The following is a 15,926-nucleotide window of genomic DNA, read 5'->3' as shown; positions in this document are numbered from 1 at the left end:
AGGAAAGGTCGATAATGGCAGTCACCCTTGACCAGACGATCGCACAGAAGCAGCACAGTTTCCTGTCGCGGCTGTTCTCCACCCAGACCTTCTGGGTGGTGATCGCCGTCATCCTTGCCTGCATTTTCCTGTCGTTCGCCACCGACGCCTTCGCAACGTCGAAGAACCTCTACAACATCACCCGCAACATCACCTTTGTCGCCATCGTCGCGCTCGGCATGACCTTCGTCATCATCACCGGCGGCATCGATTTGTCGGTCGGCTCGGTGCTTTGTCTGTGCTCGATGGTGCTGGCCGTCACCATGCATGCAGGTTATTCGATCGAGATCGGCATCCTGGCCACGATCATCACCGCGCTCGTGATAGGCGGTTTCAACGGGGTCCTGATCGCCTATCTCGGCTTTCCGCCCTTCGTGGTGACGCTCGGCATGCTGTCGATCGCCCGCAGCCTGGCCATGGTCGCTTCAAACAACACCGTGGTCTTCCAGTTCGGGCCGGATCACGACAAGCTGTTGGCGCTCGGCGGCGGCGCCTGGGTGTTCGGCATCGCTAATCCGGTGCTCTACATGATCGTTTTGGCGCTGATAACCGGCTTCATCCTGCGCTGGACCAAGTTCGGCCGGCACATCTTCGCCATTGGCGGCAACGAGCACGCGGCGACGCTGACCGGCGTTCCCGTGAAGCAGATCAAGGTCGCCGTCTACATGATCTCGGCGCTGTCGGCCGGCATTGCCGGCATCATCCAGACCGGATGGCTGGGCGCCGTCACCACCAATCTCGGCACCGGCATGGAGCTGCAGGTCATCGCCGCCACCGTCATTGGCGGCGCCAATCTCGCCGGCGGCGTCGGCACCGCCTTCGGCGCCATTGTCGGCGCGGCCCTCATCGAGGTCATTCGCAACAGCCTCGGCCTGCTCGGCATCAACGCCTTCTGGCAAGGTGTCTTCATCGGCGGCGCCATCCTGATGGCCGTGCTGTTCGACCGCATCCGCAATTTCAGGCGCAGCGACTGACATCCAAGCGCCTTTCCTTCACCGCTTGTGGGAAAGGAAAGTGCCGAAGCGCTATTCGTTCCGGTGCCTATCGCTCAGTCTGAAAATCGGCTGGGGCTGCCGGCCATGGGCGCCAGCCAACAGCCAATGCCTTGACGGAAACCAAAAACCGGCCGCACAATCCTCGATGCAGGCGAAGGGAGGCCAGTCGCTTGCGGGAGGATGTACCCATGACGGAAGCGATCAGGCTCTACTGGGGCCGGTTCGGACATGTTTCTGTCCTGAATGTCGTGAGCGACTTCGTCACCCATGCCCATGTCGAGGCGCATCTGATCATCTGGCTCGAAGGCACCGCCGGCGAGATGACAATCGGCCGCGAGACAGTCAAGCTTGGACCCTGCACCGCCGCCGGCATCAATTCCTTCCAGCCGCACAGCCACGTCCTGTCGCAAAATGGCAGGCCGGGCCTGTTCCTCGCCTTCTACATCGATGCGGACTGGGCACGCCGGCGCCGCGACCTGCCCTCCTCCGCGCCGCTGTTTTCGCAGGCGGCGATCGCGCTGGAGCCCTGGCTGCACCAGGCCGCCGCCAGCCTGCTCGACCATCTGACCGACAATGAAAGCGTCGACGACGTTGCCAACTACGAGATCGAGCGCTTCATCGATTCCGTGCTCGATGCCGCCGATGCGTCGGCGCCGCAGGAGCGCATCCGCATCAACACCATGCAGGATTTCCGCGTCCGCAAGGCGATCCAGCTGATGCGAGCCAATGTCTGCGAGCGCATCTCCTTCGACGATGTGGCGCGCAGCGTCGGCCTGTCGCGGCCGCATTTCTTCGCCCTGTTCAAGGAACAGACCAATCTGACGCCCAATGTCTACTGGAACACGCTGCGCATGGAAGAAGCGGTACGGCAGTTGCAGTGGTCGCAGGAGCCGCTGATCTCGGTCGCCTGCAATCTCGGCTTCACCACGCAGGGCAATTTCTCGCGCTTCTTCCGCGACCATGTCGGCGTGCCGCCGACGCTCTACCGCGAGGCCGCACGGGCCACGGCCTGAACTCCAGCAGCCGGTTTTTCAGACTCCCCGCTTTTTCAGACTCCTTGATACGCACACGAGACGCTTTGATAAGCGCCGCCGTTGCCGCCGCCCTACCCTAGCCCAGCTGTCGCATTGGCAAGGGAACGTCCTATGGCAAAAGTCACCATCTCCAGCGTCATCGACGCGCCGGTCGAAAAGGTCTGGGCACGCATACGCGACTTCAACGGCCTGCCGGGCTGGCATCCTCGCATGGTCGAGAGCCATATCGAGGACGGCAAGGATGCCGGAACGATCGGCTGCGTGCGCAATTTCGAACTCGCCAGCGGCGCGCGCATCCGTGAAAAGCTGCTCGACTTCTCCGACGAGAACTTCCTCGTCAGCTATTCCATCCTGGAAACGCCGCAGCCGCTCACCAACCACAAGGCGACGCTGCAATTGCGCCGCGTCACCGATGGCGACCGCACCTATGCCGAATGGACCGCCAGCTTCGACGCTGCCCCAGAAGAGGCCGACAAGATCGCCGCCGGCATGGGCGCCAATGTCTTCCAGGGCGGCTTCAACGCCCTGAAGAGCCATTTTGCCGGCCAGAGCTGAGGGAGCGGGCGATGGCGCTGGCACTGCAGACTTTTGCAACGGTGAGGGACGCCAATGCGGCGCTGAAGGCTCAGGGCACCCGTTATCTCGGCGGCGGCACGCTGGTCGTCCGCGCCGCCAATGAAGGCGATGTCGCGGTTTCCGGCCTTGTCAGGTTGACCGACCCGGCCTTGTCGGCCATCGCGGTCGCTGCCGGCAAGATCCGCATCGGCGCCTCGGTGACTATGGCGGCGGTCGCCCGTCATCCGGAACTCGGCGCCCTCGCCAAGGCCGCGCGGGCCGTCGGTGGTCCGGCGGTCCGCAACATGGCGACCGTCGGCGGCAATCTGTTCGCGCCGGCGCCCTATGGCGACTTCGCCGTGGCCTTGCTGGCACTCGACGCCACCATCACCACGGATGACGGCGAATTGCCCATCGAGGCTTTTCTCTCCGGGCGGGACAGCAGTCGTGCCATCGTCACGTCAGTCGGCTTCACGCTGCCGAAGGCTGACGGCTTCCGCTTCCTGAAAGTGTCGCGCATCAAGCCCAAGGGCGTTTCGGTGCTGAGCATTGCCGCCGTCATCGAACAAGCGGCCGACGGCACCGTCTCCTCGGCGCGGATCGCGCTTGGCTGCATGGCCGACCGGCCGGTGCGTGCCAAGGCGGCGGAAGAGGCGCTCAAGGGAAAGACGCTTGACCGGAACGGCATCGCACCGGCACTGGCCGCCGCCGCCGAAGGCACCACGCCTATCACCGATCCGATCGCCAGCGCCTGGTATCGCGCTGAAGTGCTGCCGGTCCATCTCGGCCGGCTGCTGCTGAGTTGAAATCACAAGTTGGGGGGCGCGCGTCTGTCCGATCCTTCGGGCGGACGCGCAAGGAGGAAACATGGCGAAGGTCCCGGTTCAATTCACGCTCAACGGCTCCGAAAAAGCCGAATTCATCGACAGCGGCACGACGCTGCTCAACGCCTTGCGCGACAAGATCGGCGACACCTCGCCGAAGGGCGGCTGCCAGCAAGGCACCTGCGGCGCCTGCTCGGTCATCGTCGACGGCGAACTGAGGCTCTCCTGCCTGACGCTCGCCGAGACCTGCAACGGCACCGCCATCACCACGACATCGGGCCTCGCCGAAGGCGGCGTGCTGCATCCGCTGCAGCGCGCTTTTCTCGACACTTTCGCCACGCAATGCGGCTTCTGCACGCCAGGCATGATCATGGCCGCCAAGGTGCTGCTCGACCACACGCCCAACCCCAGCCGCGACGAGGTGGTCGAGGCGCTGTCGGGCAACATCTGCCGCTGCACCGGCTACGAGCCGATCATCCAGGCGGTGCTGACCGCTGCCCGAGCCAATTCGCAGAACGCGGCCTGAGGGGGCAAAGAATGGAATTGCGCAAGAATTACTTCGCCGATGTCCGCAAGGACGATCTGCACGAGATCGGCCAGCCACGGCCGCGTTCGGACTCACCCGGCCATGTCACCGGCAAGACCGCCTATTTCGCCGACCGCAACTTTCCCGGCATGCTGCACCTGAAGATGGTGCGCAGCCCGCATCACCATGCCCGCATCCGCTCGATCGACACCTCGGAGGCGGAAAGGCATCCGGGCGTGGTTCGAGTGCTGACCGCCAAGGACGTGCCGCACAATGTCTACACCATCCTGATCCTGATCCAGATCGGCCCGGAGGACGAAACGGTGCTGGCCGACGGCAAGGTGCGCTGGAAGGGCGAGGCCGTGGTGGCGGTGCTGGCCGAAACCGAGCGCGCCGCGCAAGAGGCCGCCGCCAAGGTCAAGGTCGACTATGAAGTGCTGCCGGCAGTCTTCGACATGGAGGAAGCGCTGAAGCCAGGCGCACCGCTGGTCAACGAATATCACGGCCAGAACTACTATCTCTATGACAGCGGCGAATGCCGCAAGGTGCGCTTCGGCGATGTCGAGGCGGGCTTTGCCGGCGCCGACCACGTGCTGGAGCAAAGCTACCAGTCCTCGCCGATCGAGCACGCGCCGACCGAGACGACCGGTTGTGTCGTCGCCCCCGAGGGCAATGACCGCTTCACCTGCTACACCAACACCCAGGCGATGTTCTTCACCCTCGACAACGCCTCGATCATCCTGCAGATGCCGGGCTCGAAACTGCATTTCGTTGGCGGCACCGTCGGCGGCGGCTTTGGCGGCAAGGTCGACGTCATCGTCGAGCCGATCGCCATTCTCGGTGCCAAGCTCACCGGCCGGCCCGTCTCCTTCATCTACAGCCGCGAGGAAGAGATGCAGATCTCTTCGCCCCGCGCCGCGGAGAAGGTCGTCATCAAGGACGGTGTCATGAAGGACGGCCGCATCGTCGCGCGAAAAGTCACCGGCTACACCGATGCCGGCGCTTATTCGCGCCACTCGCCCTATGGCGCGCAGAAGGGTGCGGGGCACTATCCCGGGCCCTACACCATCCCCAATGTCTGGATCGACACCTACTGCGTCTACACCAACCGCACCCCCTCCTCCGCCATGCGCGGCTTCGGCGTCACCATCGGCGACTTCGCGCTGGAGGTGCAGATGGACAAGCTGGCCCGGCTGATCGGCATGGACCCGCTCGAATTCCGCTTCATCAACGCCTATCGCGACGGCGACATGAAGGCGCATCGCCAGCCGACCGAGGGGGCGGCATTGATCGAATGCATGCAGGAAGCCTCGCGCGCCGCCAACTGGCCGGTGGCGGAAAAATACATGGCAATGTCCTCCTACAGGAAGGGAGCTTGAGATGGCGATCCGGCGCGGGCGCGGCGTCGCCGCGATCAATTATCCGACAGGCATGAATCTCGGCGGCGACCCGACGCAGGCGCTGGTCCATTCCACCCCCACCGGCAATTTCATGGTGACGCTGTCCTCGGTCGATCTCGGCCAGGGCATGAAGCAGATCATGGCGCAGATCTGCGCCGAGACGATCGGCGTGCCGACCGACCGCGTCGTTGTCGACACCGCCGACACCGACACCGGCCCGCACTGCATGGGCACCTTCGCCTCGCGCGGCACGCACCGCGCCGGCAACGCCGTCATCCAGGCCGCCAGGGAAGCCCGCCAGGTGATGCTGGAAGTGGCCGCCGAGGAACTGGAGGTGAACGCCTCCGATCTCGAGACCGACGGCCAGGGCAACATACTGGTCAAGGGCGCGCCGCAAAAGTCGATCTCGATCTTCGATGTCGCGCTGTCGGCCCACTTCAAGCGCGGCCGCTCGATCTCCGGCCGCGGCATGTTCCTCATCCCGCGCTCCTATCCGGAAAAGGAAACCGGCGCGATGAAGCCTTCGACCTGCTACGCGCACGCCTGCACGGTGGCCGAGGTCGAGGTCGACGACGAGACCGGCGAGGTCACCGTGTTGACGGTGAAGAACGTGTTCGAGATCGGCCGGGCGCTGAACCCGAAAATGGTCGAGCAGCAATTGGTCGGCGGCTCCTGGATGGGCATCAGCCACGCGCTCTACGAGACGACAGAGCCCTATTATCCCAACCGCGACCATGGCGGCACGGACTTCAACCAGTACCTGATGCCGGGTCCCGGCGACCTCGCCGAGACCGAGATCATCGTGCTGGAGCGGCCTTCCGCGGATGGCCCTTACGGCGCCAAGGGGCCTGGCGAGATGTGTGCCAACCCGCAAATACCGGCGGTCGCCAATGCCGTCTTCGACGCCGTCGGGGTACGCATCGATACGCTGCCGATCACGCCGGAACGCATTTTGCGCGCGCTCAAGGCGCAAGCGAACTGACATGTCCGAGCTGAACGCCGGGACAGTCGCATCCTCGCCGGAGGCGGTGGCGGCGCATCTCGCTGCCTCGCGCTATCTGGCCGATGACAGCCTTGCCACGGCGATCTTCCTGGCGATCCAGCTCGGCAAACCGCTGCTGCTGGAAGGCGCGCCGGGCGTCGGCAAGACGGAAGCAGCGAAAGCAATCGCCGACCTGCTCGGCCGCGAGCTGGTGCGGTTGCAATGCTATGAAGGCATCGACGCGGGGCATGCGCTCTACGAGTGGAATTACCAGCGCCAGTTGCTTGCGATCCGCCATGCCGGCGAGCACGAGATCGATATCTATGACGACCGCTTCCTGATCGCCCGGCCGCTGCTGCAAGTGCTGAAGGCGCCCGAACAGCGCGTGCTGCTGGTCGACGAGATCGACCGTTCCGACCATGAGTTCGAAGCGCTGCTGCTGGAGTTCCTCTCCGATTTCCAGATCAGTATCCCCGAGCGCGGCACCATCCGCGCTGCCGCCCAGCCGATCGTCATTGTGACCTCGAACCGCACCCGCGAACTCGCCGAAGCCCTGCGCCGTCGCTGCGTCTATCACTGGATCGGCTATCCCGACGCAGGTCGCGAGGCAGCCATCATCATGCTTCGTGCCGGCGATGTTGCAGAAAGCACGGCGCGCGCCGTTGCTGCAGCCGTGCAGACCATCCGTGCCCGCCCGCTGGCCAAGCCGCCCGGCATCGCCGAGGCGGTCGAGTGGGCCAATGCCGCGACCATTCTGGCAAAAGGCGGTAGTCCGTGGCCGGAAGCCTTCCGCCGCGCCATCGGCGTGCTGATCAAGGACGAGGAGGATTTGTCATATATCGCGCCGGAGCTCGGGCAGATCGTCGAGGAGGCGCTGGGGTGATGGACAACGCGCCTATCTCGCAAGGCTGGCGGGACAGCGCCCCCCTCTGGCCTGCCGGCCATCTCCCCCACAAGGGGGGAGATTGGCGGTTTTGGCGCTCCGCTCGGTCCTGCAACGTTGGAGATTGGCGAAAGCCGGAGCGACAGCTGATCTCCCCCCTAGTGGGGGAGATGTCCGGCAGGACAGAGGGGGGCGCGAAGGAATGAGGCGTCCGGAAAAGCTGCCCCGCGCCGCCGCACCCTTGCTCGGCTTCGGGCGGCTGCTGCGCCGCTACGGCTTTGCCGTCGCCCCCGAACAGGTCATCAGCTTCATGCAGGCGGTGGCCCTGCTCGGCCCGCGTTCGATGGGCGACATCCGCGAGGCCGCCCTTGCCACGCTGGCGCCGCCGCCCGACCGCCGCGACGAATTCGAAGCGCATTTCCAGAGCCATTTCTACGGCAACAATTCGGCCGTCATCGAAGGCGACCCCGACGAGGAAACCCGCATCAAGGACGATGGCGGCGCCGACGACGAGCGCATCGCGGCCGAGAACAACCAGGAAGGCGGCGAATTGTCCTCGGCCCTGGAACAATTGAGCAGCCGCGACTTCCAGCGCGACGACGACAGGCTGGCCGCCTTCCGCCGGAAGCTGTCAGCCGCCCTGCCCGCCCGCCGCTCCTTCCGCACCGTGCGCACGCATTCGCGCGGCAAGCTCGACCTGCGCCGGTCGCTGCGCGAAATCGTCAGCGCCGATGGCGATGTGCCGTCGCCTCTGCTGCGCCGCCGCCAGACCGTGCCGCGCAAGCTGCTGCTCTTGATCGACGTCTCCGGCTCGATGAAGCTGCACACAGCGGACTATCTCAAGCTTGCGCACGCCGCCGTGCATGGCGCGGACCGTGCCGAGATCTTCACCTTCGGCACGCGGCTCACCCGCATCACCTCGGCATTGCGCATCCGCGACCGCGACCAGGCACTGGCACGCGCGGCGGCCCAGGTCGACGATTGGGACGGCGGCACCCGCATGGGACCGACACTGCTCGCTTTCCTCTCTGTTCCCCGCTTCTCATCCTTCGCGCGCGGTGCGGCGGTTGTGATCCTGTCGGACGCGCTGGAGCGTGGCGATCATGCCGAACTGGAGACGGCGATGCGCCGGCTGAGCGCCCGTGCCTTCCGGCTGTCGCTGGCAACGCCGCTTGCCGGCGACCCGCGCTTCCGGCCGGCCACCGCGGCACTGCGCGCCATCCTGCCTGACCTCGATGATCTCATCGACGGGTCGTCGGTGAAAAGCCTAGCCGATTTCATCCTGTCGCTCGCCCACCCCGCCCCTTCGGCCGCGACAATCTGGAAGAGGGTTTCCTGATGCATAAAGCCATCGACGCGCATTTCCACATCTGGCGCCAGAAGGACCAGCCTTGGCTGGTCGGGCCGATGGTGCCACGTATCTTCGGTCCCTACGAGCCGATCCGCCGCGACTATCCGATCGGCGAGTTCCTCGAGGACCAGCACGGCGCCGGCGTCGAGAAGGCCGTCTACGTCCAGACCAACTGGGCGAAGGAGGATTTCGAGAAGGAAGTCGCCTTCCTGCAGAAGACGGCTGACGAGACCGGCTGGCCGCATGCCATCGTCGGCTATGCCGACATGACGGTGGACGATGTCAGGCCGCAGATCGACCGGCTGATGAAATACAGGCTGCTGCGCGGCGTGCGCATGCAACTGCACTGGCACGAGACACCGGCCTTCCGCTTTGCTACCTCGGCCGATCAGGTGATCGACCCAAAAGTGCGCGCCAATGTCGGAAGGTTGAAGGATTACGGTCTGTCCTTCGACCTGCAGCTTTTTCCTGCCCAGATGAAGGACGGGCTGACGCTGGTCGGCGAGAACCCGCAGACTAACTTCATCCTCACCCATGCCGGAATGCTGACCGGCATGGGCAAGGAAACCACCGAAGCCTGGAAGGCCGGGCTGCGCACGCTCTCAGCCGCACCGAATTGCTATGCCAAGCTCTCGGGTCTCGGCACCTTCGTCCACCGCAACGACCCGGCGCTCATCGCCTATATCGTCGACAACGCGATCGATATTCTGGGCTCGGATCATCTGATGTTCGGTTCGAACTTCCCGATCGAGAAGCTCTGGACCAGCCACGCCGAGCTGATCAAGGCGCACCGCGAGGCTGTAGCGAAGCACGGCGCGGCCGTCGAGGCTGATATCTTCTGGAACACGGCGGATAGGGTCTACAGACCGGTGTGAGCACAGCCGTCTTCGGCATTAGGTAGCAAACTCAAATCTAAAATTTAAACATTTTAAAAGAGATTCCGCCTTTGTACCGAAATCCGCCCCGCCATGTTTTCCCCGTTTACACGTCGGCTATCACTCACACTCCCTCTTGCGCGGACGCGCGGATACATATAGTGGTGAGAAAGAAGAGCGGCGATTAACCATGTCTGATTCCATCATCACCATCTCTGCGGAGAGTGTTTTCCAGGAAGGCGCGGCCATTGAGTTGGCCGAGCAGGAGCTTGAGGCGAGGAAGCTTAGCTATGCTAAGCTGCTCGACTATCTGCGCGCAATTGGCAAGGAACAGTGGATACCGGCGATATCGACCGCGCGCCTATCTACGCAAGGTGCTGGGGGGAAGAAGGGGCCATCACCTGCGGATAGTGGCACATGGACAAGTGAAGTTTTAAAGGCGCTCGTCAATTACCCGGACGGGGCAACCCCTGGCGAGGTGCTTGAGGTTCTTCGGCAGGGCCAAATGGGCGAGAAGGCAACCAATAACCCAAACGGGCTTTATAACGCCACCGCTAAGCTGGCTAAGGCAGGAGAGATAAAAAAACATCATGGGAGGCTATTCCTCCCCCATCAGTACGAGGCGTTTATAGAGCTCGTGCAAACGGGAGTACGGGAAGACTACCATGGGAGCGGAGAAGGAACCATCGCCGATATGCTAGTCCGGGTGATCGGTGAGAGCGACGGCTTAGAAGCTGGAGAAATAGTGAAAGTGATGCGTGAGCGCGGCTTGTCCGCCGGCTCCGTCCACAACAATCTGTCGAAGGTCGTCATGAAGGGGCGGGTTCGACGCGAGGGGAAGATCTATCTCCCCTTAAAGAATGAAGCGCTCCCCGAACAATCGGAAAGCGCTTCGCAGATCACCGACGGCGAGATTGAGCCCTCGCTGCCAAATATGGGTTCAAGGGATGCATAGGGTGCCCCTGAACTTCAACCGTTCCGTTACCCACGGCAGACCCGGCGCTGTAGTTGCCGGGAAGGAGGTATCCCAGATGCTTTCGTATCTGGTCTGGTCCGGGCTGGTAGTCCCGTTCCACCTCCTCTTGTTGACTACCCGTCCCGCTTAGGCTGGCGGTCATACTGCCCCCTTCCATAAGGGGTAAGAGCAACGGCGCTTTCCGGGTCCACTCCGGGAGCGTCGTTGTGCATTTTATATCATAGTCGAGAGTGAACCTCAACCATGGTTCGGGTTGACCTTGAGCTTGCTACCTAATGCCGACTTTCTTCCTTCTCCCCTTGTGGGGGAAGGAAGAAGCCATCACAACCCTCACTGCGTCGGCAGCATGCCTTCGACGTCGCTTGCCGCATCCGTGAGCGCTTCCTTCGGCGTCGCCGACTGGTCGACGATGCGCGAGAGATTGTCGACGATCGTCTGCGTCACCTTGACCCCGTTGGTGCCCGGGAAGGCATACCACGGAACCATCAACGGCATCTGGCTGAGCCCTGCCTGGAACAGCGGGTTCTTCTTATAGAAATCGCCGAGATGGTTCGGTGATTTCGCCGCCAGCTCGTTGTTGGGAACATAGCCCGTGCCCGGCACGACGACCGAAGCGCCATAGGGGCCAGCGGCGAATTTCGCGAACTTCCAGGCAGCTTCCTGCTTGGCGGCGTCCTTGGTCAGGATGACCACCGCATTGCCGCCGGTCGGCAGATGGCCGTTGACCGGATCGATCAGCGGGATCTTGGCGGTGCGCAGCGTGAACTTGTCGCCGACATTCTTGATGGTGTTGACGAGAGCACCGGTGGTCTGGAATTCGAAGCCAACCTTGCCGGCCGCGAAAGCCTGCTCGCCCGCCGGCTTGGTGAAGACCGGCATGCCGCCCTCCTTGACCATCCTCTCCAGTATCTCCGCCGCCTTCTCGCCTTCCGGCCCGCTGAAGGCGACCTTGCTTTCGTCCTCGTTCAGCATCTTGCCGCCGGCGCCGAACAGCAGCGCCGAGAACATCCAGTCGTCGCCCTGCCAGCGGAAGTCGATGCCGTCGACGCCGTTGCCGAGAGCCTTGATCTTGCCGCCGAGCGCGATCACCTCGTCCCAGGTCTTGGGCGGATTGTCCGGATCGCCGCCGGCCGCCTTCACCAGGTCGGCGTTGTAGTACATGATCGGGTTGGAGGTGGCGAAGGCGAGGCCGACCTGCTTGCCGTTGACCTGCGCCAGCTTCAGGATCGTGTCGGAGAAGCCGAGCTCCGCCATATTGCCGTCCTTCTTGACCAGCGGGCCGAGATCGACGGCAACGTTGCGCTCGTTGAGCATGCGCAGGCGGTTGAGGCCGATGAAGGTGATGTCAGGCATTTCGTCGGTGCCGGCCTGGCGAAGAATGGTCTGGATGCCTTCCTCGTAGGTCGCCGACGGGCTGGCGAACTGGATCTTGATGTCGGGGTTTTCCTCCATGAACTTCTTCGAGATCGTGTCCATCACGTTCTTGAAGAAGCCTGGCATCGGGTAGTGCACCGTCAGCGTCGTTTCGGCATGGGCCGGAAGGGCCGCCGCCAGCGACACCGCCGCCGCGGCAAAGATCCTGGAAAAATGCTTCATCGTTCGTGCTCCTTGTTGGCCAGTCGGTCTTGACCGGTCAGCCTTTGAGACCGGTCATGGTGATGCCCTCGACGAAGCGCTTCTGCGCGAGCAGGAAAGCGGCGACGAGAGGAAGGGTGATTATCAGCGTGGCTGCCATCAGCGCGCCGTAGTCGTCACCGGCCTCGGCGGCGCGGAAATACATCAGGCCGAGCGGCGGCGTGGCGTAGGCCTGCTTGCTGACGACGATGAGCGGCCAGTAGAGGTCGTTCCAATGCGCGACGACGGAAAAGATCGCGAAGGCGGTGACCGCCGGCCACGCATTGGGCACGATGACGCGGGCGATGATGCCGAGCTCGGACATGCCGTCGAGCCGCGCGGCGTGCAGAAGGTCGTCGGGCATGGCGCGGAAGAACTGCAGGAACATGAAGATCGCGAACACCGATATGGTGAACGGCGCCACCAGCGAGGTGTAGCTGTTCAAGAGCGACATCCGGTCGAAGGCGACATAAAGCGGCAGCGCGGTGGCATGGATCGGCACCAGCAGGCCGAGCATGACCAGCACCATAATCAACCGCGCCGCGCGGAACTTCAGCTTGGCCATCGCATAGGCGCAAGGGATCGCGACCACGACCTGGAAGAAGAAGATCAGGCCGCAGACGACGACGCCGTTCCACAGCAGCGTCGCCATCGGCACCTTGGCGAGCGCCTTGGCGAAATTCTCGGCGAAATAGAAATGTTGCGGGATGAGCGCCAGCGAAGAGGTGAAGATGTCGCTCTGCGTCTTGCCCGCCGTCGAGATCATAAAGATGTAGGGCGCAAGGATCATCAGCGCTCCAAGCGAAAGCAGCGCGAAGCGGATGATGCGGCCGGCCGGGATGCTCGTCATGTGTAGTGCACCCGCCGGTCGAGAACGCGGTATTGCAGCAGCATCAGCACCACCAGGATCGCCAGGAAGACGACCGTCATCGCCGAGGCGTAGCCGACGCGCAGATAGACGAAGCCCTCCTGGTAGATCGTGAAAAGCAGCACTTCGGAGGCCTTGTTGGGGCCGCCGTCGGTCAGCATCTTCACCGTCTCGAAGACCTTCACCGCGTTGGTGATGCTGATGGTGACGACGAACAGCGTCGTCGGCCCGAGCATCGGCCAGGTGACTAGGAAAAACCGGTCGAGCGCCGATTTCGCGCCGTCGACATGAGCGGCGGCATAGAGCTCGCGGGGTATCGCCGTCAGGCCGGCCAGGAACAGCACCATGTTGAAGCCGACCGACTGCCAGATGCCGATGATCGAAAGGCTGTAAAGCACGGTATTCGAAGCGCCGAGCCAGTTCGGGCCGGGAATGCCAACGAGCGAAAGCAGCGCATTGAGCGGCCCGATCGTCGGGTGGAAGATGTATTGCCAGACCGTCGCCATGGCGACGATCAGCGAGGCGACGGGCAGGAAATAGACGGTGCGAAAAAAGCCGCGCGCCCGCCCCTCGCCTTCGATGAGCAGGGCAACGCCCAGGCCAAGAACGATCGAGACCGGCGCGACGATCGCCGTATAGACCGACGTGTTCCACAACGAGCGGCGGAAGGTGCGGTCGGAAATGAGATGCGCGTAATTCTCGAACCCGACGAAGCGAAACTTGCCGTAGCCGAGTTCGAAATCGGTGAAGCCGAGAAAGATGACGGCCGCCACCGGCAACAACACGAACAGCAGCAACAGCACGACGGCCGGCGCCGCCAGCAGCCAGGCGGTCCGGTCTTCGCTACGCGCCTGAAGTGTCGCGGCGCTCGGGATATTGCCCGCCAGCGAGACGCTAGACATAGGCCGGCTCCTGCCGTGCGCCCGCCACATCCGCGATGCGCAGCCGCCGTCCCTCCGGCGCGAAGATCATCGCCTGTTCGGCGGGCAGAAGCACGCCCACCGGCATTCCGGCGATCAGGTCCCTCGCCTCGTGCGGCGCCAGCTTGGCAATGACGATCTCGCCAGAGGCGTCGAGCCGGCAATGGGCGATGACTTCCGAGCCGAGGAATTCGAGGCGCTCGATCCGACCGGCAAGGCCGCTACGCCCGCTGGGGGACAGTTTGACGAATTCAGGCCGGATGCCGAGGCTGACGGGGCCGCTTGCCACCTTCTCCAGCAAGGCCAGGCGGATGCCCTCGAACCCGACACGACCGTTTTCGGCCTGCGCCTGGAGGATGTTGATCCGCGGCTGGCCGACGAAGCGCGCGACCTCGATATGGGCGGGATCGTTGTAGATCACATCGGGCGGGGCGAGCTGCAGCAGATTGCCGCCGATCATCACCGCCACGCGATCGGCCATCGAAAGCGCCTCGGCCTGGTCGTGCGTCACATAGAGCGTCGGCACGCCCGCGCGCCGATGCAGCTCGACGATCTCGCCGCGCGCATGGACGCGCAGATTGGCATCGAGATTGGAGAGCGGCTCGTCCATCAGGAAGATCGAGGGCTGCCGCACCATGGCGCGCGCCAGCGCCACGCGCTGCCGCTGGCCGCCCGACATCTGCCCCGGCTTGCGGTCGAGCAGATGGTCGATCTTGAGCAACGCCGCCATCTCGCGAACGTCGCGCGCTATGCCGGTGCGGATTTCCCTCTGGCCGGGCAGCAGGGAACCAACCAGCGGCAGCCGCTGCGAGTGGCTCAGCCGTTTCATGGCAAGCGGCACGGCAATGTTCTGGCCGGCCGTCAAATGCGGGTAGAGTGCGTAGGACTGGAAGACCATGGCGATGTTGCGGTCAGCCGCGGCAACCGGCGACATGTCCCTGCCGCCGACGAAGATGTCACCGCTGTCGGCATGGTCGAGCCCCGCCAGGACGCGCAGCAAGGTGCTCTTGCCGCAGCCGGAAGGGCCGACGAGTGCAATGAATTCGTCCTGCTCGACATCGAGGCTGATGCCGTTCAGGACAACATTGCCGCCAAAGGACTTGTTCAGGTCCCGCAGTGACAGTGCGCTCATGACGCAACCTTCCTGCGCACCTTGTGTGCCTCGTGCGGGTAGACGTCCTCGACTACGTCATCGAGGACATGGACGGTCATGCCGGGTATGGCGACAATCTCGCTTGCAACCGCGTCGCCGAATTCATGGATGACGGCGCCAAGCAGGCGCTCGCCCGGCATCTCGCGCTCCATGTCGCCGACCACGAAGGCCGCCGACGGACCCCATACCAGCGACGTGTCTTCGTAATGGCCTTGCCAGGCTCGGTGCAGGTGGCCGCTGGCAAACAGCGCGACGTCGTGGGCGCCGATCAGTTCATAAAGACGCTGCCGCTGCGCCGGCCTGACGCTCCAATATCCCGTGTCGCCCTCGCCGGGCTCGTCGATGAAGAGCGGCTTGTGGGCAAAGAGCGCGACGCGCCGGGCGCCGCGGCCTTCCAGCGCCGCTTGCAGCCATTCGAACTGGGTGTGCTCCTCGGCGTCATCGAAACCCATCAGCAGGCTGTCGAGCCCGATGAGGCGCCAGGTGCCAGTGTCCTCCATCCAGTAATCGGGACCGACCAGCCGGCGCCAGCGCTCGAGACGGCCGGCATTGACCGGCTGCAGCGAACCCGGCAGATGGCCGACATCGTGATTGCCGGGCACCAGCAGCATCGGCTTGGAGATTTCGCGCATCAGATCCATGCAGAAGGCGATGTCGTCATCCTTGTCGGCGCCGTCGACGCTGAGATCACCGGTGTGAATGACAAGGTCGGCGCCGCTCTGTTCGATCCAGGCGGCGAGCGGCTGCCAATTGCCGTTGAAGTGCGGCTTGGTCGGGCTGAAGTGGGTATCTGTGATCTGAACGATTTTCATGCCGGCTCCACCATGCGAGCCGGGCCCCCAGGCGAGCGGCATCGCATGCGGGCTTCCTTAGTGCCGTTCCATGTCACTTCCTTAACAGCGGCGGGGATAAACCCATGCAATTGCGGATA

Annotated in this window: 16 protein-coding genes; 11 read left to right on the top strand and 5 right to left on the bottom strand. The window is 63.8% G+C overall.

Annotated features, from left to right (window positions below; all coding sequences use genetic code 11):
- Window positions 1-14: 14 nt before the first annotated feature.
- The 11 genes from A3AU_RS0100385 (at window position 15) to A3AU_RS0100335 (ending at window position 10,419) form a co-directional block, all read left to right on the top strand.
- Entirely contained in the window at window positions 15-1,013 is a 999-nt protein-coding gene (locus A3AU_RS0100385; RefSeq protein WP_027051000.1) for an ABC transporter permease, read from the top strand.
- A gap of 209 nt (window positions 1,014-1,222) precedes the next feature.
- The gene (locus A3AU_RS0100380) at window positions 1,223-2,047 is read left to right on the top strand and encodes a helix-turn-helix domain-containing protein (RefSeq protein ID WP_027050999.1); all 825 of its coding nucleotides are present in this window, start codon (window positions 1,223-1,225) and stop codon (window positions 2,045-2,047) included.
- Window positions 2,048-2,179: 132 nt separating this feature from the next.
- Window positions 2,180-2,623 carry an SRPBCC family protein gene (locus A3AU_RS0100375; protein WP_027050998.1) on the top strand — a complete coding sequence of 148 codons (444 nt, stop codon included), beginning with the start codon at window positions 2,180-2,182 and terminating at the stop codon, window positions 2,621-2,623.
- Window positions 2,624-2,634: 11 nt separating this feature from the next.
- A complete protein-coding gene (locus tag A3AU_RS0100370; protein WP_027050997.1) occupies window positions 2,635-3,429 on the top strand; it encodes an FAD binding domain-containing protein in 795 nt (264 codons plus the stop codon).
- A 61-nt stretch (window positions 3,430-3,490) separates the two neighbouring features.
- Entirely contained in the window at window positions 3,491-3,973 is a 483-nt protein-coding gene (locus A3AU_RS0100365; protein WP_027050996.1) for a (2Fe-2S)-binding protein, read from the top strand.
- Between the two features lie 11 nt (window positions 3,974-3,984).
- Window positions 3,985-5,352 carry a xanthine dehydrogenase family protein molybdopterin-binding subunit gene (locus A3AU_RS1000000140705; protein ID WP_027050995.1) on the top strand — a complete coding sequence of 456 codons (1,368 nt, stop codon included), beginning with the start codon at window positions 3,985-3,987 and terminating at the stop codon, window positions 5,350-5,352.
- A 1-nt stretch (window position 5,353) separates the two neighbouring features.
- Window positions 5,354-6,355: a xanthine dehydrogenase family protein molybdopterin-binding subunit gene (locus A3AU_RS1000000140700; RefSeq protein ID WP_027050994.1), complete on the top strand. Its 1,002-nt coding sequence runs from the start codon at window positions 5,354-5,356 to the stop codon at window positions 6,353-6,355.
- A 1-nt stretch (window position 6,356) separates the two neighbouring features.
- Window positions 6,357-7,238, top strand: coding sequence for an AAA family ATPase (locus A3AU_RS0100350; protein WP_027050993.1), 882 nt, complete (start codon window positions 6,357-6,359; stop codon window positions 7,236-7,238).
- A gap of 202 nt (window positions 7,239-7,440) precedes the next feature.
- Window positions 7,441-8,577: a vWA domain-containing protein gene (locus A3AU_RS0100345; RefSeq protein WP_027050992.1), complete on the top strand. Its 1,137-nt coding sequence runs from the start codon at window positions 7,441-7,443 to the stop codon at window positions 8,575-8,577.
- Window positions 8,577-9,464 (top strand): amidohydrolase family protein, encoded by an 888-nt coding sequence (locus A3AU_RS0100340; RefSeq protein ID WP_027050991.1) that lies wholly within the window; start codon window positions 8,577-8,579, stop codon window positions 9,462-9,464. Before A3AU_RS0100345 ends, A3AU_RS0100340 begins: the two co-directional genes overlap by 1 nt.
- Window positions 9,465-9,654: 190 nt before the next feature.
- Window positions 9,655-10,419, top strand: coding sequence for a hypothetical protein (locus tag A3AU_RS0100335; protein WP_027050990.1), 765 nt, complete (start codon window positions 9,655-9,657; stop codon window positions 10,417-10,419).
- A 351-nt stretch (window positions 10,420-10,770) separates the two neighbouring features.
- On the opposite strand, the gene A3AU_RS0100330 is transcribed toward A3AU_RS0100335, so the two are convergent.
- Genes A3AU_RS0100330 through A3AU_RS0100310 form a run of 5 tightly spaced genes read right to left on the bottom strand, consistent with a single transcriptional unit; the run spans window position 10,771 to window position 15,807 of the window.
- Complete coding sequence (locus A3AU_RS0100330) at window positions 10,771-12,036, bottom strand: ABC transporter substrate-binding protein (protein ID WP_027050989.1); 1,266 nt, start codon at window positions 12,034-12,036, stop codon at window positions 10,771-10,773.
- A gap of 37 nt (window positions 12,037-12,073) precedes the next feature.
- Complete coding sequence (locus A3AU_RS0100325; protein WP_027050988.1) at window positions 12,074-12,904, bottom strand: carbohydrate ABC transporter permease; 831 nt, start codon at window positions 12,902-12,904, stop codon at window positions 12,074-12,076.
- A complete protein-coding gene (locus A3AU_RS0100320) occupies window positions 12,901-13,824 on the bottom strand; it encodes a carbohydrate ABC transporter permease (RefSeq protein WP_027050987.1) in 924 nt (307 codons plus the stop codon). Before A3AU_RS0100320 ends, A3AU_RS0100325 begins: the two co-directional genes overlap by 4 nt.
- On the bottom strand, window positions 13,817-14,974 hold the full coding sequence (locus tag A3AU_RS0100315; RefSeq protein ID WP_027050986.1) for an ABC transporter ATP-binding protein: 1,158 nt from the start codon (window positions 14,972-14,974) through the stop codon (window positions 13,817-13,819). Before A3AU_RS0100315 ends, A3AU_RS0100320 begins: the two co-directional genes overlap by 8 nt.
- On the bottom strand, window positions 14,971-15,807 hold the full coding sequence (locus A3AU_RS0100310; RefSeq protein WP_027050985.1) for a metallophosphoesterase family protein: 837 nt from the start codon (window positions 15,805-15,807) through the stop codon (window positions 14,971-14,973). Before A3AU_RS0100310 ends, A3AU_RS0100315 begins: the two co-directional genes overlap by 4 nt.
- Window positions 15,808-15,926: the final 119 nt, after the last annotated feature.

The sequence above is a fragment of the Mesorhizobium erdmanii USDA 3471 genome, from assembly GCF_000472705.1.
Lineage (GTDB): Bacteria > Pseudomonadota > Alphaproteobacteria > Rhizobiales > Rhizobiaceae > Mesorhizobium > Mesorhizobium erdmanii.
Note: the sequence above shows the minus strand (reverse complement) of the source record. Positions and strands in the feature narration are given on the sequence as shown.

Coding starts and splice junctions, on each gene's coding strand:
- A3AU_RS0100335 (WP_027050990.1), top strand. CDS start 9,655: ATGTCTGATTCCATCATCACCATCTCTGCGGAGAGTGTTTTCCAGGAA.
- A3AU_RS0100310 (WP_027050985.1), bottom strand. CDS start 15,807: ATGAAAATCGTTCAGATCACAGATACCCACTTCAGCCCGACCAAGCCG.
- A3AU_RS0100320 (WP_027050987.1), bottom strand. CDS start 13,824: ATGTCTAGCGTCTCGCTGGCGGGCAATATCCCGAGCGCCGCGACACTT.
- A3AU_RS0100370 (WP_027050997.1), top strand. CDS start 2,635: ATGGCGCTGGCACTGCAGACTTTTGCAACGGTGAGGGACGCCAATGCG.
- A3AU_RS0100325 (WP_027050988.1), bottom strand. CDS start 12,904: ATGACGAGCATCCCGGCCGGCCGCATCATCCGCTTCGCGCTGCTTTCG.
- A3AU_RS1000000140705 (WP_027050995.1), top strand. CDS start 3,985: ATGGAATTGCGCAAGAATTACTTCGCCGATGTCCGCAAGGACGATCTG.
- A3AU_RS0100340 (WP_027050991.1), top strand. CDS start 8,577: ATGCATAAAGCCATCGACGCGCATTTCCACATCTGGCGCCAGAAGGAC.
- A3AU_RS1000000140700 (WP_027050994.1), top strand. CDS start 5,354: ATGGCGATCCGGCGCGGGCGCGGCGTCGCCGCGATCAATTATCCGACA.
- A3AU_RS0100315 (WP_027050986.1), bottom strand. CDS start 14,974: ATGAGCGCACTGTCACTGCGGGACCTGAACAAGTCCTTTGGCGGCAAT.
- A3AU_RS0100330 (WP_027050989.1), bottom strand. CDS start 12,036: ATGAAGCATTTTTCCAGGATCTTTGCCGCGGCGGCGGTGTCGCTGGCG.
- A3AU_RS0100350 (WP_027050993.1), top strand. CDS start 6,357: ATGTCCGAGCTGAACGCCGGGACAGTCGCATCCTCGCCGGAGGCGGTG.
- A3AU_RS0100380 (WP_027050999.1), top strand. CDS start 1,223: ATGACGGAAGCGATCAGGCTCTACTGGGGCCGGTTCGGACATGTTTCT.
- A3AU_RS0100375 (WP_027050998.1), top strand. CDS start 2,180: ATGGCAAAAGTCACCATCTCCAGCGTCATCGACGCGCCGGTCGAAAAG.
- A3AU_RS0100385 (WP_027051000.1), top strand. CDS start 15: ATGGCAGTCACCCTTGACCAGACGATCGCACAGAAGCAGCACAGTTTC.
- A3AU_RS0100365 (WP_027050996.1), top strand. CDS start 3,491: ATGGCGAAGGTCCCGGTTCAATTCACGCTCAACGGCTCCGAAAAAGCC.
- A3AU_RS0100345 (WP_027050992.1), top strand. CDS start 7,441: ATGAGGCGTCCGGAAAAGCTGCCCCGCGCCGCCGCACCCTTGCTCGGC.